A 23,227-nucleotide genomic window follows, 5' to 3' on the forward strand; every position below is an offset into this window, starting at 1 on the left:
AGGAACAACGCAAGCAACCCAGCGGAGCGGTTGTGCGGATGTTACAAGTTAGGCGGAGAACTCTGGGGAGCGCAACTCAACTACTAGGATGCGGAAAAAGCCCAAAAAGCGAAACCGTTATCGGTAGCACTATCCTGCCTCTAAGCGATTAAAATCGCAAGAGCCAGAACAATGCGGAGCGAGATCGAGAGGCGACAGGAAATGAAAAACAAGACCAATTGCAATCGTTCAAATTCAGCTAAGTCTCTAATGAAAAAACAGTTCATTCAAAATTAAAAGCTTTTTGAATGAAAGGAGCAGAAAACAATGAAAACAAATCAAGCACTGCCGGTAAAGAAAAATGAACAGTATACAGTCACGATTGAAGATTTGACATTTGAAGGACTAGGAGTTGCCAAAATCAACGGCTACCCCTTATTCATCGAAAATGCTTTGCCCGGTGAAAAAATGGACATCAAAGTCCTGAAGACAGGTAAGTCTTTCGGCTATGGGAAAGTATTGAAGCAATTGACTTCTAGTGAAGACCGGGTTCCTGTAAAAAACGATAATTATACACGAGTCGGCATCGCGCCTCTTCAACACATTCGGTACCAAGCTCAGCTGGACTTTAAAAAACAGCAAGTTGAGAATGTTATGAAACGCATCGCTAAAATGCCAGATGTACCGGTCCTAGATACATTAGGAATGAAAGATCCATGGGGTTACCGTAATAAAGCACAGATTCCTGTTCGTAAAATTGAGGGACAGTTGACCACAGGCTTTTTTAGAAAAAATAGCCACGACTTAGTTCCCATCGAAAACTTCTATATTCAAGATCCTAAAATCGATCAAACGATTTTAGCTGTAAGAGATGTGATGCGCAAATATGGTGTGAAACCTTATAATGAGAAAGAAAATATCGGTAATTTGCGCCATATTATGGTTCGACGCGGTTATTACACGGGCGAGATCATGATCGTGCTGGTAACACGGACAGCAAAACTATTTCCGAAAAGCAAAATCATTCCTGATATCTTGGAAGCTGTTCCCGAAACGGTCAGTATCGTTCAAAACATCAATACAAAACGAACGAACACGATCTTGGGTAACGATGCTATCGTTTTACATGGGGAAGATCATTACAAAGACAAGCTGATGGGACATACATTTGAGATTTCTCATCGTTCTTTCTACCAAGTGAATCCTACACAAACAGAAAAGCTATACCAAAAAGTACTAGATTTTGCTGACCTAAAAGGCGATGAAACCGTCATTGATGCTTATTGCGGTATCGGAACGATCACGTTAGCTTTGGCTGAGAAAGCGAAAAAAGTGTATGGTATCGAAATCATTGAACCCGCTGTTGCAGATGCCAAACTCAATGCTGAAATGAACGGCATCGATAACGTTGAGTATCAAGTTGGCGCTTCAGAAGACATCATGTTGGAATGGAGCAAAGAAAAACGTGAAGCTGATTTGCTGGTTGTTGACCCGCCACGCAAAGGATTGGAAAAACAGTTCATTGATGCAGTATTGCAAATGCAACCGACAAAAATGGTGTATGTCAGCTGTAACCCAGCTACTTTAGCACGAGACCTTGCATTATTGGCAGAAGGCGGCTATGACGTCAAACAAGTACAACCTGTTGACTTATTCCCGCAAACACCACATGTAGAGACTATTGTGTTGCTACAACGAGCAGATTCGTAGAAATCCTTTATTTCAAGCACTTTTACAAGCATATCGTCTTTACTGGTGAGGGGGATAAAATCAGAAATAAAGAGATTAAAAACTATATCAATGTTTCTATAGTAATTGATATAGAGTGCGGAGACACAAGAAATGATTGATAGAATTTAAGTATATCAAAAGTTAATCGCTAATTAATTTTTTGGGTCCAATAAGATTTATGGTCTATGGCATTGAATACCTGTAGAGTATAATGAATAAAGTATCTTCATGAAAAATAAATAAATAGTAATAAAAGGAGGGCTGATAAATGTATGATTGTTCAAAAGAATTCAATAAATTTTATAGAACAAAGGTTGTGTTGCCAGCAAAGGAACAAAATGAATTAAGGAAAAAACGAAAATTAAATATTAAGAGACTAAAGGATGGATTGATAGAATATAACGAAGAAAAAAATAAAGATTATAAAATTGCTGAGGAAAGAATTCAAGGTAGCATGGCTATGCACACTATTACACAAAATGACGAAAGTGATTATGATATAGATGTTGGTATAGTATTTGAATCAGATAACCTCAATAATTTAGGACCTCTTGCAACCAGAAATATAGTCGCAAACGCATTAGAAAGAAAAACTAAACAATTTGCAGAAGAACCTGAGGTAAAAACAAGTTGTGTACGTTTAAAGTATAGCTCAACAGGTTATCATGTAGATTTTGCCATTTTTAAAAGATATAAAGAGTATTCATGGGATGATGAATATACTTACGAACATGCTGGTTCAGAGTGGTCAGTTAGGCATATTAAGTCACTAGAAGAGTGGTTTAACGAAGAAATAAAAAATGCAGGAGATGACTTAAGGAAAGTTATTAGATTATCAAAAATGTTCTGCAGATCAAGAGAATCTTGGGCGAACATGCCAAGTGGTTTAATTCAAACCATCTTAAGTGCCGAAAAACTTAACTCAAATTATTCTCGATTAGATGAAATATTCTACTATACTATGGAAGCTATTGTAAATCGTTTGAGTCTATATTTGGAGATTGCAGCTCCAGTAGACAATGGAAGACCATTAGTAACTCGAGAAATTGACTATCAAAGAATGAGAAATTGGAAAAGTCGTTTAGAAACCAATTTGCAGAATTTAGAAATACTATTTGATGAAGATTGCACGTATAAAGATGCTATAAATGCTTGGTCGAAATTCTTTAATCACTCTTATTGGAATGAATTATATTCGTCAACAGTAAAAGAAAGTTATAGTGTAAGTAAAGCGTACGATTTTGATGATACGGAAGAATTTATTGAAAATATGTATCCCATTTATGAACAATATGATGTAACAATTGATTGTAAAGTATCTGGTAACGGCTTCTCAGTAATGCCAATTTCAGATTATTTAGATAAATTTGCACCGATACTTAAAAGATTTATACCACATAACTTTTCTATTAAATGTAAAATTGGCTATACTAATTGTCCGTCCTACGATAAGATTTTATGGAAAGTTTTAAATGTAGGGACTGAAGCAGAACGTCGTAATGATATACGTGGTCAAATTCAAGATAACAGAGGTAATGAAATTACAGAGAATTCCAAATTCATTGGTGAACATTATATTGAATGCTATTTGATAAAAAACGGGGTATGCGTTGGTATTGGACATGTTGATGTTCCCATTGGAGGAAGTTGATTTGAGAGAATATAGTTACAGCACAAAAATATTAAAAATGCTATCATTATTAATTCTTTGTATTATAGGAATACTATGCATAATCTATTTTGAAATTAATGAATATTCTATTGGTTCAACTTTAGGAGGTTTAGTAGCAGGATTTCTGCTTCCATATCTTTTTCCAAGCATTGTTGATTTGACCGATAATAAGAATTGGAAATCGACTCAACGAAAATTATTAAGAGCTGGTTTAATACAAAAAGATACACATATTAGAATTTCTTTTGCTTACTTATATAGAATAAAAATTGATGGTCGATATTTTTTAGTGCAGAATACTAGAACAAAAAAATATCAGCCAGTCGGTGGTGCTTACAAATTCAAAATAGAAGAAGCAAACTATCTAGCAGAACATATTCCAGTTGAGAATGATAACCGAATTCCAGTAGATAAAATCACAAAAAGAGATTATAGATTATTGGTTAAGAGTAAATATTTGAGGAAATTTGTGAAAAGATTTGATAAAACCCCATATAGAGAGAATATAAATGACCTTAGCAGAGAGTTTTTTGAGGAAGTATTTTCAACAAGTATTTTAGATAAAAATGAGTTTGGAGATTTATCGTATAAATATTGTGGAAGACATATGACGAATATTGAATATGGCAATGTGTTTAATCATTATGAGTTACTTTTAGCAGATGTTGTTGAAGTTAGATTGACAGATAATCAAGAGGAGTTATTCAGAAATCTCATAGATAAAGACTCTATCAAATACCAATTTGCAACTTCTGATGAAATTAAGTCTTATGGCGTGGGATATGGAACTGATAAACTAACGGATAATATTGCTAACCACACTCCAAAAATTCTGAGTGAAAATACAGACAAGTTAATACTGAGAAATAGACATGAAAAAGTAATCAAAATAAAAGTTTAATATACAGTGAGGTATTAAAGAATTTCTATATTAGGTATAGGAAGGCGATAATATAATGAATGAAAGGAGAGTTTTGAAAAAAGACACTCCTTTTTCTTATTTAGGCGTTCAAGAATGAACGTCTATTTTTTTATCCAATTTTGAAAGGAAGTGATATTACGAAACCAGAAAAACAGGAAAATAAAGGTCGTTCTCCACCGTGTAAGACCGTCAATCAAATTGAGATTCATTCAACCACAAAAAAGAAAGGATAGGTAAAAATATGGAACTTAAATTTGTAATTCCAAACATGGAAAAAACATTCGGCAATTTAGAATTTGCTGGCGAGGATAAAGTCGTACAGCGAAGAATCAATGGACAACTAACCGTCTTATCAAGAAGCTATAACCTATACTCTGGCGTTCAAAGAGCAGATGATATTGTGGTCGTGCTTCCTGCTGAAGCTGGCGAAAAGCATTTCGGCTTTGAGGAACGTGTGAAGTTAGTCAATCCACGTATTACCGCGGAGGGTTATAAAATAGGCACTCGTGGTTTTACAAATTACCTTTTACATGCTGATGACATGGTAAAAGAATAAAGAAAGAGAGGAAAAATGATGAGATTAGCAAATGGCATTGTATTAGATAAAGACACGACTTTTGGAGAATTGAAATTCTCTGCTCTACGTCGTGAAGTGAGAATCCAAAATGAAGACGGGTCGGTTTCAGATGAAATCAAGGAACGTACCTATGACTTAAAATCCAAAGGACAAGGACGCATGATTCAAGTAAGTATTCCTGCCAGCGTGCCTTTGAAAGAGTTTGAATATAACGCACGGGTGGAACTTATCAATCCCATTGCGGACACCGTTGCTACTGCCACCTATCAAGGAGCAGATGTTGACTGGTATATCAAGGCAGACGATATTGTGCTGACAAAGGATTCTAGTTCATTCAAAGCTCAACCACAAGCAAAGAAAGAACCGACACAAGACAAATAGTCGCTAGGTAGAAAGGAGTATTTTACGCATGAAACAGCGTGGTAAAAGGATTCGTCCATCAGATAAAGATTTAGTCTTTCATTTTACGATAGCGTCACTCCTGCCTGTTTTCCTGCTGGTTGTCGGGCTGTTTCATGTGAAGACAATCCAGCAGATCAACTGGCAGGATTTTAACCTATCCCAAGCAGATAAGATTGACATTCCCTATTTAATTATCAGTTTCAGTGTCGCAATTCTTATCTGCTTGCTGGTAGCGTTTCTATTCAAGCGGTATCGCTATGATAAGGTTAAACAACTCTACCACCGTCAAAAACTGGCAAAGATGATACTTGAAAACAAGTGGTATGAATCTGAACAGGTCAAAACAGAGGGTTTCTTTAAAGATAGTGCTGGTCGTACAAAGGAAAAGATAACCTACTTCCCTAAAATGTATTATCGCCTTAAAAATGGCTTGATACAGATACAGGTGGAAATCACGCTGGGAAAATATCAAGACCAACTCTTACACTTGGAAAAGAAATTAGAGAGTGGTTTGTACTGTGAGCTGACGGATAAAGAGTTAAAGGATTCCTATGTGGAATATACTTTGCTCTATGACACTATAGCCAGTCGTATTTCTATTGATGAAGTACAAGCCAAAGATGGGAAGCTTTGCTTAATGAAAAACGTATGGTGGGAATATGACAAGCTCCCTCACATGCTCATAGCTGGTGGTACAGGTGGCGGTAAGACTTACTTTATACTGACACTGATTGAAGCCTTGCTTCATACGGATTCAAAATTGTATATTCTTGACCCGAAAAATTCTGACCTTGCGGACTTAGGTTCTGTGATGGCAAATGTCTACTACAGAAAAGAAGACTTGCTTTCCTGCATTGATACATTTTATGAAGAAATGATGAAACGCAGTGAGGATATGAAGCAGATGGAAAACTATAAAACAGGCGAAAACTATGCCTATTTAGGGCTTCCTGCAAACTTTCTTATCTTTGATGAGTACGTTGCCTTTATGGAAATGCTGGGAACAAAGGAAAATACAGCAGTCTTGAACAAGCTCAAACAGATTGTCATGTTAGGTCGTCAAGCTGGATTCTTTTTAATACTGGCTTGTCAACGTCCAGACGCAAAATATTTAGGTGACGGAATCCGTGACCAATTTAATTTCAGAGTGGCTTTAGGTCGTATGTCTGAAATGGGCTATGGCATGATGTTTGGCAGTGATGTACAAAAGGATTTCTTCTTAAAACAAATCAAAGGTCGGGGCTATGTAGATGTAGGAACAAGTGTCATATCGGAGTTTTATACTCCCCTTGTACCAAAAGGGCATGACTTTTTAGAGGAAATCAAAAGTTTATCCAACAGCAGACAGGACACGCAGGCGACGTGCGAAGCGAAAGTCGCAGGTGTGGACTGATTGCTGGCTGGTGTGGCGACAGCCATGCCAGCACTTAACCCCCCGCATCTAACAGGGGGGTACAAATCGACAAGAAGCAGTCAAAAAAATAGTAGAAAATCCTTTGGTTACAAGGGATTTACAAAATTTAAAGGTATGTCAAATGAGCTTCAATAGTTGACATACCTTTTTTGATTGGAGGAATTGAGCTGAATAAACAAACTTTGAACCAGCAGTTAAAAGAAAAACGCTTGGCTTATGGATTGTCTCAAAACCGACTGGCTATTGCCACTGGCATTACAAGGCAGTATCTAAGCGATATTGAAACAGGCAAAGTCAAACCATCAGAGGATTTACAGCAATCTCTTTTTGAAGCTCTGGAACGCTTTAATCCCGACGCTCCCCTTGAAATGCTGTTTGATTATGTAAGGATTCGCTTTCCAACAACAGACGTACAGCATGTGGTCGAAAACATCTTACAACTGAAACTGTCCTATTTTCTTTATGAGGACTATGGTTTCTATTCTTATTCAGAGCATTATGCTTTAGGCGATATATTCGTCCTCTGCTCCCATGAACTGGACAAAGGAGTTCTGGTTGAATTGAAAGGTCGTGGGTGTCGGCAATTTGAAAGCTATCTTCTGGCACAACAAAGAAGCTGGTATGAGTTCTTTATGGAAGCTTTGGTGGCTGGCGGTGTAATGAAACGCCTTGACCTTGCCATCAACGATAAAACAGGGATTTTGAATATCCCTGTACTCACTGAAAAATGCCGACTGGAAGAATGTATATCCGTATTTCGTAGTTTCAAAAGCTATCGCAGTGGGGAGCTGGTACGCAAAGATGAAAAGGAATGTATGGGAAATACACTCTATATCGGTTCATTACAAAGCGAAGTCTATTTCTGTATCTATGAAAAGGACTATGAACAGTACAAGAAAAATGGCATTCCGATTGAAGACGCAGAAGTAAAAAATCGTTTTGAAATTCGGCTGAAAAATGAGCGTGCCTATTATGCAATACGTGATTTACTCGTCTATGACAATCCCGAAAAGACTGCTTTTAAGATTATCAATCGGTATATCCGTTTTGTAGATAAAGACGATTCAAAACCTCGTTCTGATTGGAAACTCAATGAAGAATGGGCTTGGTTTATTGGAAACAACCGTGAACGATTAAAACTAACCACAAAACCAGAGCCTTACTCTTTCCAGCGGACGCTGAACTGGCTTTCTCATCAAGTCGCCCCGACCTTAAAGGTTGCGATTAAACTTGATGAACTCAATCAGACGCAGTTTGTGAAAGACATTCTCGACCATGCTAAACTGACAGACCGACATAAGCAGATTTTAAAGCAACAGGCGGTAAAAGAACAGGACGTGATAACAACAAAAAAATAACTCAAATACAAATTCATTGAATATAGAGAGGAGAACATTTTTATGAATTTTGGACAAAACCTTTATAACTGGTTTCTATCAAACGCTCAATCACTGGTACTTCTAGCAATCGTTGTGATTGGCTTGTATCTTGGCTTCAAGCGTGAGTTCAGTAAACTCATTGGCTTTCTCATCATTGCGATTATTGCGGTGGGCTTAGTCTTCAACGCTGCTGGAGTAAAAGACATTTTACTAGAGCTATTTAATCGCATTATTGGTGCTTAAATTAAACCGTTCTTTTGTGGAATATAAGTGGTTTTCTTATGTTCCGCAAAAGAATGGTACACCAAACGAAGTGCGGTAGGAATTTTTGAAGCTCTACAAAGAAAGGACGTGAGTACATGGACGATATGCAAGTTTATATTGCTAACTTAGGCAAATACAATGAGGGCGAATTGGTCGGTGCGTGGTTTAACTTTCCCATTGATTTTGAGGAAGTCAAGGAAAAAATCGGCTTAAATGATGAATATGAGGAATATGCCATTCACGACTACGAGTTACCATTTACGGTTGACGAATACACTTCCATTGGCGAACTCAATCGACTATGGGAAATGGTATCGGAATTACCCGAAGAATTACAATCAGAGTTATCGGCTCTGTTATCCCATTTTTCAAGCATTGAAGAACTAAGCGAATATCAAGAAGATATTATCATTCATTCCGATTGTGATGATATGTCTGATGTGGCACGCTATTACATTGAAGAAACGGGTGCTTTAGGCGAAGTGCCAGCCAGTCTTCAAAACTATATTGATTATGAAGCCTATGGTCGGGATTTAGAACTTTCGGGAATGTTTATTTCAACCAATCACGGGATTTTTGAAATCGCCTATTAAATCTGTCGGTACATGATTACTGGCAGATTTTCTAGTTTACGGGGTAGTCAAAAGACTATCCCTATTTTTTATGAAAGGTTTGATTTTATGAAGAAAATACGAAGCTATACCAGTATCTGGTCTGTGGAAAAGGTACTGTATTCTATCAATGATTTTAGACTTCCGTTTCCCATAACCTTTACGCAAATGACATGGTTTGTTGTGTCACTGATTGCGGTTATGATACTTGGCAACTTGCCACCTCTTTCCATGATTGAGGGAGCATTTCTCAAATACTTTGGGATTCCTTTGGCTTTCACATGGTTTATGTCTACAAAAACCTTTGATGGTAAAAAGCCCTATGGATTTTTGAAGTCTGTCATTGCTTATGCACTGCGACCAAAGCTGACCTATGCAGGGAAAAAAGTAACGCTTGATAGAAACCAGCCACAAGAAGCCATTACAGCAGTTAGGAGTGAATTTTATGGCATATCCAATTAAATACATTGAAAACAATCTCGTCTGGAATAAAGATGGGGAATGTTACGCTTACTATGAGCTTGTTCCCTACAATTACTCATTTTTAAGTCCAGAACAGAAAATACAAGTGCATGATTCTTTCAGACAGCTTATCGCACAAAATCGTGATGGCAAGATTCATGCCTTACAAATCAGTACAGAATCCAGCATACGTTCTGCACAAGAGCGTTCTAAAAATGAAGTCACTGGCAAGCTCAAAGCGGTTGCCTATGACAAAATCGACCAACAGACAGACGCTTTAATATCCATGATTGGCGAAAATCAAGTGGACTATCGTTTCTTTATCGGCTTTAAGTTGCTTCTCAACGATCAGGAGTTTTCTATGAAAAGTCTTACCGTTGAAGCAAAAAATGCTTTGTCTGATTTTGTCTATGATGTGAACCATAAGCTGATGGGCGATTTTGTTAGCATGAGTAATGATGAAATCCTGCGTTTTCAGAAGATGGAAAAACTACTGGAAAACAAAATCTCTCGTCGCTTCAAGATACGAAGACTTGAAAAAGATGACTTTGGATATTTGATTGAACATCTTTATGGACAGACAGGTACAGCCTACGAAGATTATGAGTATCACTTGTCTAAGAAAAAGTTGGATAATGAAACCTTGATTAAATACTATGACCTCATTAAGCCTACTCGCTGTCTGGTGGAAGAAAAACAACGATATTTGAAAATCCAGCAGGAAGACGAAACCGTCTATGTGGCGTACTTTACCATTAACAGCATTGTCGGAGAACTGGACTTCCCGTCTTCTGAAATTTTCTACTACCAGCAACAACAATTCACATTTCCGATTGATACGTCAATGAATGTGGAAATTGTAGCGAATCGTAAAGCCCTCTCTACTGTTCGCAATAAAAAGAAAGAACTGAAAGACTTGGATAACCACGCTTGGCAAAGTGATAATGAAACCAGCTCCAATGTGGCGGAAGCTCTGGAAAGTGTGAATGAGCTGGAAACCAATTTAGACCAAAGCAAGGAATCTATGTACAAGCTGTCTTATGTGGTAAGGGTATCGGCAAATGACCTTGACGAACTCAAACGTCGTTGTAATGAAGTGAAAGATTTTTATGACGATTTAAGCGTAAAACTGGTACGACCATTTGGGGATATGCTGGGCTTACATGAAGAATTTTTACCTGCCAGCAAGCGTTATATGAATGATTATATTCAATATGTGACCTCTGATTTCCTCGCTGGTTTAGGTTTTGGTGCTACTCAAATGCTGGGGGAAAATGAGGGAATTTATGTTGGCTACAGCTTAGATACTGGACGCAATGTCTATTTGAAACCAGCTCTTGCCAGTCAAGGGGTTAAGGGTTCAGTAACCAACGCTTTAGCGTCGGCTTTTGTTGGTTCGCTGGGTGGCGGTAAATCCTTTGCGAATAACCTTATCGTCTATTATGCAGTGCTTTATGGGGCACAAGCAGTGATTGTAGACCCAAAAGCAGAACGTGGCAACTGGAAGGAAACTTTGCCAGATATTTCTCATGAAATCAATATCGTCAATCTGACTTCTGATGGGAAAAACAAAGGCTTACTTGACCCTTATGTGATTATGAAAAATCCCAAAGATTCTGAATCACTGGCTATTGATATTCTGACATTCCTTACAGGGATATCCTCACGAGATTCTGACCGTTTTCCTGTGCTACGAAAAGCCATTCGTGCTGTAACTAATAGCGAAGTACGTGGCTTATTAAAAGTTATTGAAGAATTGCGTGTTGAGGGAACTCAAATAAGCACCAGCATAGCCGACCATATCGAAAGTTTTACAGACTATGACTTTGCTCATCTGCTTTTTAGTGATGGTACTGTAGAACAGTCAATCAGCCTTGAAAAACAACTGAATATCATTCAAGTAGCCGACTTGGTATTGCCCGACAAGGAAACTTTCTTTGAGGAATATACCACAATGGAGTTATTATCAGTGGCTATGCTGATTGTCATTAGTACCTTTGCGTTGGACTTTATCCATACAGACCGAAGCATTTTCAAGATTGTAGATTTAGATGAAGCATGGAGCTTCTTACAGGTGGCACAAGGGAAAACACTGTCAATGAAGCTGGTTCGTGCTGGTCGTGCGATGAACGCTGGGGTTTATTTTGTGACCCAAAATACAGATGACCTCTTAGACGAAAAGCTGAAAAATAATCTTGGCTTAAAATTTGCTTTCCGCTCCACTGACCTTAACGAGATTAAGAAAACCTTAGCCTTTTTTGGGGTTGACCCAGAGGACGAAAACAATCAGAAGCGATTGCGTGACTTGGAAAACGGACAGTGCCTTATCAGTGATTTATATGGTCGTGTCGGTGTGATACAGTTCCACCCTGTATTTGAAGAATTGTTCCATGCTTTTGATACCAGACCGCCTATGAGAAAAGAGGTGCCAATGTGAAACCATCAATCATAAATAGAATAAAATCAAAATGGACGTTCAAGCGTCTATACAAAATGGCAATGACGGTGGCTTTTACACTTGTGGTTGCCATTTTGCTTTTATCCATGCTGGGAACAGTGGTTCAAGCTGCGGGGTTGGTAGATGATACGGTCAACGTGGCAGATGAATACAGCCGATACCCTTTAGAAAATTATCAACTGGATTTCTATGTAGACAATAGCTGGGGCTGGCTACCGTGGAACTGGTCGGACGGAATCGGAAAGCAGGTCATGTATGGCTTATATGCCATTACAAATTTTATTTGGACAATCAGCCTTTATGTTTCCAATGCGACAGGTTACTTAGTACAGGAAGCCTATTCTTTAGATTTCATTTCCGCTACAGCAGATTCCATTGGCAAGAATATGCAGACCCTTGCAGGGGTTACGCCTAGTGGACTATCAACAGAGGGTTTCTATGTAGGATTCCTTTTACTCTTGATTTTGGTTCTTGGGGTTTATGTTGCCTATACAGGACTGATAAAGAGAGAAACCACAAAAGCGATTCATGCCATTGTTAATTTTGTCATGGTGTTTATCTTATCGGCTTCCTTTATTGCCTATGCTCCCGACTATATCGGGAAAATCAATGACTTTTCATCAGACATCAGTAATGCCAGTTTATCACTTGGCACAAAAATTGTCATGCCCAACTCCGACAGTAAAGGCAAGGACAGTGTGGACTTAATCAGAGACAGCCTATTTTCCATACAGGTTCAGCAACCGTGGCTACTGCTTCAATACAACAGTTCAGACATTGAAAGTATTGGTATTGACCGTGTGGAAAGCCTGCTCTCAACTAGTCCAGATTCCGACAATGGCGAAGACAGAGAAAAAATTGTAGCAGAAGAAATTGAAGACAGAAGCAATACCAATCTAACCATTACAAAGACCATTAACCGTTTAGGTACAGTCTTCTTCCTCTTTGTCTTCAATATCGGGATTTCTATATTTGTATTTCTATTAACAGGAATCATGATTTTCTCGCAGGTACTTTTTATCATCTATGCTATGTTTCTGCCTGTGAGCTTTATTTTAAGTATGATTCCATCATTTGATGGTATGTCAAAACGAGCGATAATGAAACTCTTTAATACCATTTTGACACGAGCTGGAATAACACTCATCATCACAACAGCTTTTAGTATCTCAACCATGCTTTACAGCTTATCGGGTGGCTATCCGTTCTTTTTGATAGCTTTCTTACAAATAGTCGTTTTTGCAGGAATCTACTTCAAATTGGGCGATTTAATGAGTATGTTCTCACTTCAAAGCAACGATTCTCAAAGTGTGGGAAGTCGTATCATGCGAAGACCTCGAATGCTTATGCACACACATATGCACCGATTACAGCGTAAACTTGGACGTTCAATGACAGCGCTTGGTGCTGGTTCTGCCATTGCCAGTGCGACAGGCAAACAAAAACAGTCGGATTCGGGTAGTTCTGCAAGGACACAAGCAGATCACACCCGACCAGACGGACAAGAAAAATCTTCGCTTGGAAAACGTATCGGACAAACAATCGGAACAGTGGCTGATACCAAAGATAAAATTGTTGATTCTGCTGAGAACTTAAAAGAGCAGGTTCAGGATATTCCAACCAGTGCCAGATATGCAGTTTATCAAGGAACAGCCAAAGTGAAAGAAAATGTGCGTGACCTAACCAGCAGTATTTCTCAAACCAAAACGGATAAAGCCAGTGGACGTAAGGAGCAACAGGAACAAAGACGGAAAACCATTGCGGAGCGTCGCTCTGAAATGGAGCAGGTCAAACAGAAAAAACAGCCAACTTCTTCCGTTCATGAAAGACCAGCCACTAAGCAAGAACAATTTCATGATGGACAGACTTCAAGGCAAACAACTGTACAGGCTTCCCATAGGGAATCTCGACAAGCCAAACAAGAGCGTCCAACAGTTAAGTCTGATTCTTCAAGTTTAAAAATGGAACGTCAAAGTAATACCGTTCAAGAAAGAACGGTTCAAAAGCCAGTAACTTCAACTGCACCAACAGATAGAGCGTCACAACGTTCAGTCACAAAAGAGCGTCCGTCTACTGTTCAAAGAGTACCACTTCAAATTACAAGAAGTAGACCACCAATCAAAACCGCCACCATTAAGAAAGGCAGTAAGAAACCATGAAGCTGAAAACTTTAGTGATTGGCTTCTCTGGCATGTTCATGATGGTTTTCTCACTGCTTCTTTTTGTCGCAATTCTTTTTTCAGATGAACAGGACAGTGGATTTTCTAACATTCACTATGGCGGTGTGAATGTTTCCGCAGAAGTGCTGGCTCATAAGCCTATGGTAGAAAAATACGCCAAAGAATATAGCATTGAAGAATACGTCAATATACTTCTTGTGATTATACAGGTGGAATCGGGCGGTACTGCGGAAGATGTTATGCAGTCCTCGGAATCCCTCGGTCTTCCACCTAATTCATTGAGTACAGAAGAATCCATCAAGCAAGGTGTGAAGTATTTCAGTGAGTTATTAGCCAGTAGCGAAAGGCTCGGTGTGGATTTGGAATCGGTTATCCAGTCCTACAATTATGGCGGTGGTTTCTTAGGGTATGTCGCTAATCGTGGCAACAAATATACCTTTGAACTGGCTCAAAATTTTTCTAAGGAGTATTCAGGTGGCGAAAAAGTGTCCTACCCCAATCCCATAGCCATACCTATCAATGGGGGCTGGCGATACAATTACGGGAATATGTTTTATGTACAACTGGTAACGCAGTATCTTGTCACAACACAATTTGATGATGATACAGTACAAGCCATCATGGACGAAGCACTGAAATATGAGGGCTGGAAATATGTTTATGGCGGAGCTTCCCCGACTACTTCTTTTGATTGTAGCGGACTGACGCAATGGACGTATGGCAAAGCTGGAATCAACTTGCCTCGTACCGCACAACAACAATATGATGTGACCCAACATATGCCACTTTCAGAAGCCAAAGCTGGTGATTTAGTCTTCTTCCACTCGACCTATGACGCTGGCTCATATATTACGCATATCGGGATTTATTTAGGCGATAATCGTATGTTTCATGCAGGCGACCCGATTGGTTATGCAGACCTCACAAGCTCCTACTGGCAACAGCATTTAGTCGGGGCAGGACGAATCAAACAATAAAGAAAGGACGATTCAATAATGAAATTCAGAAAAAATCAGAATAAAGAAATAAAGGTATTAAAGGGAAATAAACCTCGTGTCTACAAAGTCAATCCTCGTAAGAAAATCGTGATTGGTTTATGGGTGTTACTGGCACTTAGTTTTAGTTTTGCCATATACAAGAACTTTACTGCGATTGATACGCATACCATTCATGAAACCAAAATCATAGAAAAAGAATATGTTGATACACACAAAGTAGAAAACTTCGTCGAGAACTTTGCGAAGATTTACTACGCTTGGGAGTTAGACGACAATTCCATTGATAACCGTATGGAAAAGCTCAAAGGCTATTTAACAGATGAGCTTCAAGCTCTCAATGTTGATACTGTTCGAAAGGATATTCCCGTATCATCTTCGCTAAGAGATATTCAGATATGGGTGGTTGAACCTGCTGACGATAATTCCTTTGACGTGACCTACAGTGTAGACCAGCTCATTACAGAGGGGGAAAATAAGAAGCCTGTTCAATCTGCGTATGAAGTGACTATCTATGTAAGTGAAGATGGAAATATGGTGCTGATTAAAAATCCGACTATTACCAGTATTCCTGCAAAGTCGAATTACAAGCCAGCTCTCATTGAAAATGATGGAACAGTGGATTCCATTATGATGAATGAAATCAATGAATTTCTGACAACGTTTTTTAAGCTCTATCCTACTTCAACAATGAGCGAATTATCTTATTATGTAAATGAGGGGGTTTTGAAGCCTATCGGCAAAGACTATATCTTTCAAGAGTTGGTCAATCCAATTTATAATCGCAAAGAAAATCAAATAACCGTATCACTGGCAGTGAAATATCTTGACCAGCAGACCAAAGCAACGCAGGTATCTCAATTCAATTTAACTCTTGAAAAGAACGATAGTAACTGGAAGATTGTGCGTAGTTATCAATAAAGATATATATTATTCTTAATAAAAAGTCATTGTTAATTTATGTTATTAAATCTTGAAAACTTCTTGCAACGGTGATATAATTGTCACATAAAGTGATTTATATATCACATATCAGAGGAGGAACTTTATGAATAATAAGATCATGCGTATTATTATTGGAGTAATTTGGCTTGTTGGAGGGGTGATAACTGCTGTTAATGGTAATATGGAGTGGTGGTTTAGTGTGCTTTTCTTTCTTTTCGGTGTGCTATTTATATATTCAGCCTTCAAAAATAGTAACGGAAAGTAGGTCATACATTGAATAATTCACTTATTGTAAATGGTCTAACTATCTGGTATCGCAAAGGAAATCCTGTTATTCGCAATTTGTCGCTAACTTTATCATCTAATGAAGTTGTGGGGCTTATTGGATTGAATGGAGCCGGAAAAACAACACTTATAAATACACTTTCTGGCATTCACAAAGAATACAGCGGTGGATTGAACTTTGCAGACCGTTATTTCAAATTAAATCGTTACACCGTATTTTCAGAGGATGTTTCATTTCAGTATTACACATTCAATGAATACCTTCACCATGTATTTACAGCTTACGGTAAATCTGTCGAATCAAAGCGAGTTAATGAACTATTGGAGGGGTTCAACTTTAGCAAATATCAAAATGTTCTAATTCGGGATTTGTCAATGGGGAACAGACGAAAAGTATTTCTTATCACGGGGTTTGCTCTATGTACACCGTTCTTGTTACTTGATGAACCGGTAAATGGACTAGATTTCCAAAGTACTGAATACTTGTATTTTTTAATAAATGATTACCGTAAATATGGTACTGTAATGTTTGCCTCTCATATTTTAGAAAGCATTTCCCTTACTTCTGACCGTGTACTTGTATTGGAAAACGGCTGTATCAATCACGAGTTTGTTCAGGAGCAAATTAACGCAGTTCAAATACGGGAGGCGTTACATGGCACGGATTCTTAAGGTTAATTTGAAAAGGTTTATGGGAACAAAGTACGAACGTATCGCAAAAACGCTTGCATTTTGGTCAATTATGCTTTTCACTTTGAAGTTTTCTGGAGTAAGAATTGAAATTTCATCAACTGTTATATGGCTAACTACAACAGTACTTACAATTGGAGGGTTTATTCAAGTGTTATCATCAGATGATACGATAGATAGTTTGTGTGGACAGATTATGCTACCAGAAATTCCCTTGAAATTTCATTTTGCTTTCTTTCTCTCGGTTGCTTTATATACCTTGTTTACAAAAGTAGGTTTGTTGTTGGTTGTATATGTTGCAGTGAGTGAATTTCAGATATTGACGATAATTGGAGCAATCCTATTGTTTTTTGTTAGCGGAATTGTAACATATATCCTTGATTTTCACACTGACAAAAAGGCAACTGAGTATCGCTATGTAAAACATACAAGAAGTAACTTTGCACTTTATCTTTTGAGATACTTATTGAACAACAAGAAGTATATCGCCAATACAGCCGCACTATGGGCATTTGGTTCTGTATTTGCCATAGTAGCTGGTAAAAGTGCGTCTTCTAATTTCCTGCCGATTGGGTGTGCACTGATGTGCCTTAACACACCGCTTGGTATTCTCTTATCAAGTGACAGAGCGTTATATCGGCAAATTAAACTTTTGCCTAGACAATTTAATGGGGTGCTGTTACCCTACGCACTGTTTTTGGTAATTATAAATATGATTGCTTGTAGTGTTTACCTAATAGTATGGAAAATTGTGGTAGGCAATTTCTCGCTTATTGTACTTTTGTTCGCAGTAATTTTTTCTATTGTAAGCGCAGAATTGACCGTTCTGCTTGAAATAAAGGTTCCATTACTGGGGTGGAAAGTCGAAAGTGACTTATGGCATCACCCACGGAAATACATTGTTCCAGGAATTATGTTAATTTTTGCGATTTTATTAGTGATGTTGATAGGAGGATTTTAATATGTCGAATTTCAGAAAATGGGGTAGTCCTCGTTCACCAAGAAAATATAGTCGTTTTACTTGGGTTTTAGGGTTTATGGGATTTTTGGGTTTCCGTTACTTTTTCAGTTATGAAATCAGCGATTTGTTTAATTTCAGCTTCTTTGCTTTTTTCAGCACATATTTCACGGCAAGGCTTGCGGCTGAAATGCCTGACGAACGATACAAGGAAAACCAACTAAAAGCGAAAGCAACAACAATGTTCGTTCCAGCTATTACTTTATTTGCAATAGGAGTAGGGATTTCATCTTTTAGTATTTCATATAAGGTTATTGTGCTTATTGCCGCACTTGGCTGGTCGGCAACCTTTATTACCTATGCTTTGGCGTTTTGGTATTATGAAAAGCATTAACGGGAGGCGCATAAATGGAACAATACATTAGCCACTTAAAAAAGTATCGCCAGCTTGCTAATTTCACGCAAGAAGAACTAGCAAATAAAGTTGGTGTTCGGCGGGAAACGATAATTCGGCTCGAATCTGCGAAGTATAATCCCTCGTTAAAATTGGCAGTTGACATTTCTCGGGCAGTTGACGCACCGCTTGAGGATATATTTGAGTTTCAAAAATAAACGAGTTATTAAGGAGAGAGTAATGATGGAAAGAAGATCACCATCGAAAACAAAGTGGTTATTATGCCCTGTTTGCAAAAGTAAAACTCGTGTTAGGATAAGAGATGATACAATTCTTGAAAACTTTCCCTTATACTGTCCAAAATGCAAGAATGAAACATTGATAAATATGATTTCTTTCAGAATTACAGTAATTAAAGAGCCAGACGCAAAGACGCAGAGCCGATAATTTGAGGTTAATACAATCTCATCTTATCGGCTCTTTCTGTTATGTATTCTCATTATGCTTAGTCTTTAATACTTCTAACTTCCTTGATACCATTGGCTAAAGCTTCCATAAGTGCTAGTTCTTTATCAGTGAAGGTATCCATAAGTTTTTCTACCTGTAATCTCCTAGTGCTTTTAACCAGATCATTACGAGGTAAGAAAAATTCATCAACGGACACATGGAGTAATGATACAAGGTCATAAAGAACTTGTATGCTTGGGTGTTGCCCTTTATTTTCAATATTAGTTAAGTACCGTGGGTCAATTTCAATTAATGCTCCCACCTGTTCACGAGTTAAACCTCGTTTCAATCGAGCTTCTTTAATGGCGAAGCCAAAGGCTCTAAAATCATATTTATCTTCTTTTTTACGCATAATAAACCACCTCTATACATTTTACTGTTCCTATTAAATTAGAAACAGGTATAGAAAAACGTATTGTATTGTTTATGAGTTCATGTTAGATACATTTCATAATAAGCACTACTAAACACCAATAAAAAAAATCGTTATTTGGTAGTGCTATTTTGTGCTGTTAAAAACTATTGATTACTTCCAAATGGCGGTTTGTTGGAGGTTTAAGTCGCCATGAAGTATATCATATACAATCAAGTTCCTTTTATTGAATATTTATCAAAAAAAGTTATCAGCCAGCGATAGATAAATACGTCCTTCAATATGGTTTTATGCATCATATAGCAAGAATAATTAAAGCACATAAACAGATAAAACAATCTGTTTATATGCTTTTTTTGTTATTTAGAGCATATATTCAAATTTTTTTAATCAGTAATGCAACAAATCCCCCTTTCACATTGGGACTAAGAGTGAAAGGAGATAATAGAGCATGGCTCACTTCCTTTCCTAGACAGAAAGGGGGTGAGAAACATGAAACCATCTTCTTTTCAGACCACAATAGAAAATCAGTTTGACTATATTTGTAAACGTGCTATGGAAGACGAGCGAAAGAATTATCTGCTTTATCTTTCAAGGCTTGCAAAGCGTGAGGTGTCCTTTTCTGATATAGGAGATTATCTTGTCAATCAGTTTGCAACAACAGATAACTATTCAACTGACTTTCAGATTTTTACACTCAATTGGTTATCGGTAGGCGTTGAAAATGATTTGTTGAGTGAAGCATTACGTGAGTTGCCAGATAAGAAACGTGAAATTATACTGCTATTTTACTTTATGGACATGAGCGATTCAGAAATTGCAGACCTGCTGAAATTGAACCGCTCTACTGTCTATCGGCATAGAACTAGCGGACTAGCCGTAATCAAAAAGTTTATGGAGGAATTTGAAGAATGAAAACACAATATCCTATGATTCCCTTTTCTCTCATTGTAAAGGCAACAGATGGCGATACAGAAGCGATTAACCAGATTCTACATCATTACAAAGGGTACATAACAAAACGTTCCTTGCGTCTTATGAAAGATGAATACGGAAATCAAAGTATGGTAGTTGATGAAGTCTTACGTGGAAGAATGGAAACCAGACTGATTACAAAAATTTTGTCATTTGAAGTTAAGTGACCTACTCTCTCTTTTCGTGGAAGCGTGCCATGCCATTTCACGCTTCCCGATTTGAGAGCTTGTTATTCCATCAAAGCATATTGTTTTTTCAGTATGTTTTGATAGGCTGACAAGCCATTGTTCTTTGAAAACTGAATAAAAGTAATCGAATACGTTTCGATAAGAAAAGAGCCAACGGAGCTAACCGCCATGACCTATGAAGATAGTGAGCGATTCATGTTAGTGTCCGAGAGCAATCTTTAGCAGGGTTTGCCAGCGACGACGTTCTTATCGTGATAATGATACTCCTGTATAGTCAACAGTCCGAGCGTTAAAAGCGTCGCAGGCAATGAGTACAGTTGCATGAGAATCATGCAAGGGTGGAACTCCCGTGAGCTTTGCTAAAGCTGTTCGATTGCTTGTAAAACACAAAACAAGAGATAGGGAGGAAGTCTATGAATGAAAAATTAATTCGATATAGCATTCAAATTGCTATGCTAAAACAGCTTCTTTCCCGAAACTTGATTTCCGAAAAAGAATACTTATTAATAAAACGAAGAATTATGAAAGATTATAAAATTGTATCTGATATAACCTCCTGATTTGTGTTATGATATCTAATATGCAAACAATGTGATAGGAACACAAAAAGGAGGTTGTCTTATGAAAGAAGTAGAAGTTATTAAGGCTAGGAGTTCTTCATCAAATTCTGCACGTGGAAAAATGATTGAACAATTACGTGTAGCTGCTTATTGTAGAGTTAGTACGGATAGTGAAGACCAGCTAAATAGTTATAACTCACAAAAAGAGTATTATACAGATTTGATTCAGAAAAATGCAGAATGGATATTTGCTGGTATTTATGCAGATGAAGCTATTACAGGAACACAAGTAACGAAGCGAGAAGATTTTCAAAGAATGATAAATGACTGTATGAATGGCGAAATAGATATGCTCATCACAAAATCCATTTCTAGATTTGCTAGAAATACCTTGGACACTTTGAAATATGTACGAATGCTAAAAGAAAAGAATATAGCAGTCTACTTTGAAGATGAAAAGATAAATACGCTTACTATGGACGGAGAATTGCTCTTAGTAGTGCTTAGCTCTGTTGCTCAACAAGAAGTTGAGAATATCTCTGCCAACGTTAAAAAAGGTCTAAAAATGAAAATGAAGCGTGGCGAGTTGGTTGGATTTCAAGGTTGCTTAGGTTATGACTATCACCCAGAGGACAAATCGATTACAGTCAATGAAGAAGAAGCCGAGATTGTTCGTTATATTTTTAATCGGTATATTGAGGGAGCAGGTGGCTCTGTTATCGGTCAAGAATTAGAGAATCTAGGCTATCTTACTAAGTATGGTAACTCAACTTGGGTTCCTACAACAGTGTTAGGCATTATTAAAAACGAGAAATATAAAGGAGATATATTATTAGGTAAAACTTTTACTGTTGACCCTATTTCAAAACGACGTTTGGAAAACTTAGGGGAAGAAGATCAGTTTTACATTCGTAACCATCATGAACCGATTATTAGTGAAGAAGTGTTTGATAAAGCACAGGAAATCTTGAATCGGAGAAGTAAAAACCGTGGGAAAATTGGAGACGGTAACAGTAAACGTGAAAAGTATAGTCGCAAGTATGCGTTTAGCTGTTTGCTTGAATGTGGTTTCTGCGGTGGAACACTGACAAGAAGAAGATGGCATAGTGGTACGGAATACAATAAAGTTATCTGGCAATGTGTGACTTCTACAAAAAAAGGAAAAAAGCATTGTCCTCATAGCAAAGGGATTCCAGAAACAGCAATAGAAGAAGCTTTTATTGAAAGTTACCGTCTTCTGTGTGACAACAATAAAGATGTTCTTGAGGAGTTTCTTAATAGAATAGATGAAACATTGAGTAGTAGCTCTGTGAATAAGAAGCTCTTAAAAGTTGATAAAGAAATTGAAGCTATTGAGAAGAAGAAAAGCAAACTGGTAGATATGCGGTTAGAAGATACAATTGATTCAGATACATATGAATCAAAATTCTCTAGTATGACAAGTAAGCAAGAAGACCTGCTCAAAGAGCGACTACAGCTTCAAGAAACTGCAAGAAATGAAAAAGATATCAAACGACGCTTAAGAGATTTCAAAAAAACATTGGAGCAAAATGAAGTATTAAATGAGTTTGACCGCTATGTTTTTGAAAGTATAGTTGAAAAAGTTATAGTAGGCGGTTATGATGAAGATGGAAATATTGACCCTGCTCAACTAGTCTTTGTATATAAAACAGGATTTAAAAATAGTTTAGATGGCAATCGTTTTAAGCCAGAAAGAAAGAATGCAAGAGGGAATAGAAAGTCTAAGGATTTGTGTTCCCATGCTAATGACGAGAATCAAAGTCTGTGTTCCGATACTAAAGCCGACACATATCGAGTGTGTTGTGTTGATAGAAAAGATAGTCGATTAAAACCTTGATACTATAAGGATGTTAATGAAAATGATAAATTGATATGCTAATATTAAAAGGAGTAGACTTGATTTTGAGATAAAGTTACTCCTTTTTATTATGCTAAAAGGAGTTTGACTGGATCTGAGTCAAGACCTCGGACACAATTTGCGAGAGTTTTTTCGAGATTCCGGCGGGCGAGTATCTCATCGTTTCGATCAGCGATCAAACCAAAACCATTTGACCGCTGATCGAAACGATGAAGTTGAAGCCCTGTGGAAATCTCGCCAAAAAAATGTAGGTGGTAGGCAGGAACTAAGCCTGCATTGCCAACTCCTCCATCTGATTTGGTGTTAAATAATTGATACTGCTATGGATTCGCTTGCGATTGTAAAATCCTTCAATGTATTGAAATAACGCTAAATGAGCAGCTTCAAAGTTTTCATACGCTTTTGACGGATAGACTGCTTCTTTTTT

The 23,227-nt window shown here is 37.7% G+C and carries 26 protein-coding genes; 24 read left to right on the plus strand and 2 right to left on the minus strand.

Features of this window, described 5'->3' with window-relative positions:
- The first annotated feature begins 306 nt into the window (after positions 1 to 306).
- The 20 genes from rlmD (at position 307) to BM057_RS09130 (ending at position 18,765) form a co-directional block, all read left to right on the plus strand.
- Positions 307 to 1,689, plus strand: coding sequence for a 23S rRNA (uracil(1939)-C(5))-methyltransferase RlmD (gene rlmD / locus BM057_RS09030; RefSeq protein WP_092093094.1), 1,383 nt, complete (start codon positions 307 to 309; stop codon positions 1,687 to 1,689).
- A 289-nt stretch (positions 1,690 to 1,978) separates the two neighbouring features.
- Positions 1,979 to 3,361 carry a nucleotidyltransferase gene (locus tag BM057_RS09040; RefSeq protein WP_092093096.1) on the plus strand — a complete coding sequence of 461 codons (1,383 nt, stop codon included), beginning with the start codon at positions 1,979 to 1,981 and terminating at the stop codon, positions 3,359 to 3,361.
- 1 nt (position 3,362) lies between these two features.
- Positions 3,363 to 4,283: an SMODS-associated NUDIX domain-containing protein gene (locus BM057_RS09045; RefSeq protein ID WP_245741909.1), complete on the plus strand. Its 921-nt coding sequence runs from the start codon at positions 3,363 to 3,365 to the stop codon at positions 4,281 to 4,283.
- Between the two features lie 262 nt (positions 4,284 to 4,545).
- Entirely contained in the window at positions 4,546 to 4,860 is a 315-nt protein-coding gene (locus BM057_RS09050) for a YdcP family protein (protein ID WP_005877763.1), read from the plus strand.
- 15 nt (positions 4,861 to 4,875) lie between these two features.
- The gene (locus BM057_RS09055) at positions 4,876 to 5,262 is read left to right on the plus strand and encodes a YdcP family protein (protein ID WP_016397616.1); all 387 of its coding nucleotides are present in this window, start codon (positions 4,876 to 4,878) and stop codon (positions 5,260 to 5,262) included.
- Between the two features lie 28 nt (positions 5,263 to 5,290).
- On the plus strand, positions 5,291 to 6,676 hold the full coding sequence (locus BM057_RS09060) for an FtsK/SpoIIIE domain-containing protein (RefSeq protein WP_092093099.1): 1,386 nt from the start codon (positions 5,291 to 5,293) through the stop codon (positions 6,674 to 6,676).
- Positions 6,677 to 6,849: 173 nt separating this feature from the next.
- Entirely contained in the window at positions 6,850 to 8,055 is a 1,206-nt protein-coding gene (gene mobT, locus BM057_RS09070) for a MobT family relaxase (protein ID WP_092093149.1), read from the plus strand.
- Positions 8,056 to 8,097: 42 nt separating this feature from the next.
- On the plus strand, positions 8,098 to 8,319 hold the full coding sequence (locus BM057_RS09075) for a hypothetical protein (RefSeq protein ID WP_001009056.1): 222 nt from the start codon (positions 8,098 to 8,100) through the stop codon (positions 8,317 to 8,319).
- A 116-nt stretch (positions 8,320 to 8,435) separates the two neighbouring features.
- Positions 8,436 to 8,933: an antirestriction protein ArdA gene (locus BM057_RS09080; protein WP_081116657.1), complete on the plus strand. Its 498-nt coding sequence runs from the start codon at positions 8,436 to 8,438 to the stop codon at positions 8,931 to 8,933.
- Between the two features lie 87 nt (positions 8,934 to 9,020).
- Complete coding sequence (locus BM057_RS09085; RefSeq protein WP_092093104.1) at positions 9,021 to 9,413, plus strand: conjugal transfer protein; 393 nt, start codon at positions 9,021 to 9,023, stop codon at positions 9,411 to 9,413.
- Positions 9,397 to 11,850, plus strand: a complete 2,454-nt coding sequence (tcpF, locus tag BM057_RS09090; RefSeq protein ID WP_092093106.1) for a conjugal transfer ATPase TcpF — start codon at positions 9,397 to 9,399, stop codon at positions 11,848 to 11,850. Before BM057_RS09085 ends, tcpF begins: the two co-directional genes overlap by 17 nt.
- Positions 11,847 to 14,030, plus strand: coding sequence for a CD3337/EF1877 family mobilome membrane protein (locus tag BM057_RS09095; RefSeq protein WP_092093109.1), 2,184 nt, complete (start codon positions 11,847 to 11,849; stop codon positions 14,028 to 14,030). Before tcpF ends, BM057_RS09095 begins: the two co-directional genes overlap by 4 nt.
- Entirely contained in the window at positions 14,027 to 15,028 is a 1,002-nt protein-coding gene (locus BM057_RS09100) for a bifunctional lytic transglycosylase/C40 family peptidase (protein WP_092093111.1), read from the plus strand. The genes BM057_RS09095 and BM057_RS09100 overlap by 4 nt, the downstream gene beginning before the upstream one ends.
- An 18-nt stretch (positions 15,029 to 15,046) precedes the next feature.
- On the plus strand, positions 15,047 to 15,967 hold the full coding sequence (locus BM057_RS09105; RefSeq protein ID WP_092093114.1) for a conjugal transfer protein: 921 nt from the start codon (positions 15,047 to 15,049) through the stop codon (positions 15,965 to 15,967).
- Between the two features lie 127 nt (positions 15,968 to 16,094).
- The gene (locus tag BM057_RS11690; protein ID WP_177186222.1) at positions 16,095 to 16,256 is read left to right on the plus strand and encodes a hypothetical protein; all 162 of its coding nucleotides are present in this window, start codon (positions 16,095 to 16,097) and stop codon (positions 16,254 to 16,256) included.
- Between the two features lie 8 nt (positions 16,257 to 16,264).
- Complete coding sequence (locus BM057_RS09110) at positions 16,265 to 16,948, plus strand: ATP-binding cassette domain-containing protein (protein WP_092093117.1); 684 nt, start codon at positions 16,265 to 16,267, stop codon at positions 16,946 to 16,948.
- Complete coding sequence (locus BM057_RS09115; RefSeq protein ID WP_092093119.1) at positions 16,932 to 17,927, plus strand: hypothetical protein; 996 nt, start codon at positions 16,932 to 16,934, stop codon at positions 17,925 to 17,927. The genes BM057_RS09110 and BM057_RS09115 overlap by 17 nt, the downstream gene beginning before the upstream one ends.
- A 1-nt stretch (position 17,928) precedes the next feature.
- Positions 17,929 to 18,318: a DUF2178 domain-containing protein gene (locus BM057_RS09120; protein ID WP_092093122.1), complete on the plus strand. Its 390-nt coding sequence runs from the start codon at positions 17,929 to 17,931 to the stop codon at positions 18,316 to 18,318.
- A 14-nt stretch (positions 18,319 to 18,332) separates the two neighbouring features.
- On the plus strand, positions 18,333 to 18,536 hold the full coding sequence (locus BM057_RS09125; RefSeq protein WP_092093125.1) for a helix-turn-helix transcriptional regulator: 204 nt from the start codon (positions 18,333 to 18,335) through the stop codon (positions 18,534 to 18,536).
- Positions 18,537 to 18,561: 25 nt separating this feature from the next.
- Positions 18,562 to 18,765: a cysteine-rich KTR domain-containing protein gene (locus tag BM057_RS09130; RefSeq protein WP_092093129.1), complete on the plus strand. Its 204-nt coding sequence runs from the start codon at positions 18,562 to 18,564 to the stop codon at positions 18,763 to 18,765.
- 58 nt (positions 18,766 to 18,823) lie between these two features.
- Here BM057_RS09130 and BM057_RS09135 read toward each other — a convergent pair whose 3' ends face one another.
- Positions 18,824 to 19,177, minus strand: a complete 354-nt coding sequence (locus BM057_RS09135; protein ID WP_092093132.1) for a helix-turn-helix domain-containing protein — start codon at positions 19,175 to 19,177, stop codon at positions 18,824 to 18,826.
- A 513-nt stretch (positions 19,178 to 19,690) separates the two neighbouring features.
- Here BM057_RS09135 and BM057_RS09140 point away from each other — a divergent pair.
- The 4 genes from BM057_RS09140 (at position 19,691) to BM057_RS09160 (ending at position 22,779) form a co-directional block, all read left to right on the plus strand.
- A complete protein-coding gene (locus BM057_RS09140; protein WP_092093135.1) occupies positions 19,691 to 20,113 on the plus strand; it encodes a sigma-70 family RNA polymerase sigma factor in 423 nt (140 codons plus the stop codon).
- A complete protein-coding gene (locus tag BM057_RS09145; protein ID WP_092093138.1) occupies positions 20,110 to 20,340 on the plus strand; it encodes a helix-turn-helix domain-containing protein in 231 nt (76 codons plus the stop codon). The genes BM057_RS09140 and BM057_RS09145 overlap by 4 nt, the downstream gene beginning before the upstream one ends.
- Positions 20,341 to 20,774: 434 nt before the next feature.
- Positions 20,775 to 20,921, plus strand: coding sequence for an SHOCT domain-containing protein (locus BM057_RS11960; protein WP_005876540.1), 147 nt, complete (start codon positions 20,775 to 20,777; stop codon positions 20,919 to 20,921).
- Positions 20,922 to 20,982: 61 nt separating this feature from the next.
- Positions 20,983 to 22,779, plus strand: coding sequence for a recombinase family protein (locus BM057_RS09160; protein WP_092093140.1), 1,797 nt, complete (start codon positions 20,983 to 20,985; stop codon positions 22,777 to 22,779).
- Positions 22,780 to 23,065: 286 nt separating this feature from the next.
- Here the strand turns inward: BM057_RS09160 and BM057_RS09165 are convergent.
- Positions 23,066 to 23,227, minus strand: a 162-nt coding sequence (locus BM057_RS09165) for an IS3 family transposase (protein ID WP_143074501.1), incomplete at its 5' end; no start/stop codon positions are given.

Origin of the sequence: Pisciglobus halotolerans (assembly GCF_900113675.1) — a bacterium.
Lineage (GTDB): Bacteria > Bacillota > Bacilli > Lactobacillales > Carnobacteriaceae > Pisciglobus > Pisciglobus halotolerans.

Coding starts and splice junctions, on each gene's coding strand:
- rlmD (WP_092093094.1), top strand. CDS start 307: ATGAAAACAAATCAAGCACTGCCGGTAAAGAAAAATGAACAGTATACA.
- BM057_RS09040 (WP_092093096.1), top strand. CDS start 1,979: ATGTATGATTGTTCAAAAGAATTCAATAAATTTTATAGAACAAAGGTT.
- BM057_RS09050 (WP_005877763.1), top strand. CDS start 4,546: ATGGAACTTAAATTTGTAATTCCAAACATGGAAAAAACATTCGGCAAT.
- BM057_RS09055 (WP_016397616.1), top strand. CDS start 4,876: ATGATGAGATTAGCAAATGGCATTGTATTAGATAAAGACACGACTTTT.
- BM057_RS09060 (WP_092093099.1), top strand. CDS start 5,291: ATGAAACAGCGTGGTAAAAGGATTCGTCCATCAGATAAAGATTTAGTC.
- BM057_RS09075 (WP_001009056.1), top strand. CDS start 8,098: ATGAATTTTGGACAAAACCTTTATAACTGGTTTCTATCAAACGCTCAA.
- BM057_RS09080 (WP_081116657.1), top strand. CDS start 8,436: ATGGACGATATGCAAGTTTATATTGCTAACTTAGGCAAATACAATGAG.
- BM057_RS09085 (WP_092093104.1), top strand. CDS start 9,021: ATGAAGAAAATACGAAGCTATACCAGTATCTGGTCTGTGGAAAAGGTA.
- tcpF (WP_092093106.1), top strand. CDS start 9,397: ATGGCATATCCAATTAAATACATTGAAAACAATCTCGTCTGGAATAAA.
- BM057_RS09100 (WP_092093111.1), top strand. CDS start 14,027: ATGAAGCTGAAAACTTTAGTGATTGGCTTCTCTGGCATGTTCATGATG.
- BM057_RS09105 (WP_092093114.1), top strand. CDS start 15,047: ATGAAATTCAGAAAAAATCAGAATAAAGAAATAAAGGTATTAAAGGGA.
- BM057_RS11690 (WP_177186222.1), top strand. CDS start 16,095: ATGAATAATAAGATCATGCGTATTATTATTGGAGTAATTTGGCTTGTT.
- BM057_RS09115 (WP_092093119.1), top strand. CDS start 16,932: ATGGCACGGATTCTTAAGGTTAATTTGAAAAGGTTTATGGGAACAAAG.
- BM057_RS09120 (WP_092093122.1), top strand. CDS start 17,929: ATGTCGAATTTCAGAAAATGGGGTAGTCCTCGTTCACCAAGAAAATAT.
- BM057_RS09125 (WP_092093125.1), top strand. CDS start 18,333: ATGGAACAATACATTAGCCACTTAAAAAAGTATCGCCAGCTTGCTAAT.
- BM057_RS09130 (WP_092093129.1), top strand. CDS start 18,562: ATGGAAAGAAGATCACCATCGAAAACAAAGTGGTTATTATGCCCTGTT.
- BM057_RS09135 (WP_092093132.1), bottom strand. CDS start 19,177: ATGCGTAAAAAAGAAGATAAATATGATTTTAGAGCCTTTGGCTTCGCC.
- BM057_RS09140 (WP_092093135.1), top strand. CDS start 19,691: ATGAAACCATCTTCTTTTCAGACCACAATAGAAAATCAGTTTGACTAT.
- BM057_RS09145 (WP_092093138.1), top strand. CDS start 20,110: ATGAAAACACAATATCCTATGATTCCCTTTTCTCTCATTGTAAAGGCA.
- BM057_RS11960 (WP_005876540.1), top strand. CDS start 20,775: ATGAATGAAAAATTAATTCGATATAGCATTCAAATTGCTATGCTAAAA.
- BM057_RS09160 (WP_092093140.1), top strand. CDS start 20,983: ATGAAAGAAGTAGAAGTTATTAAGGCTAGGAGTTCTTCATCAAATTCT.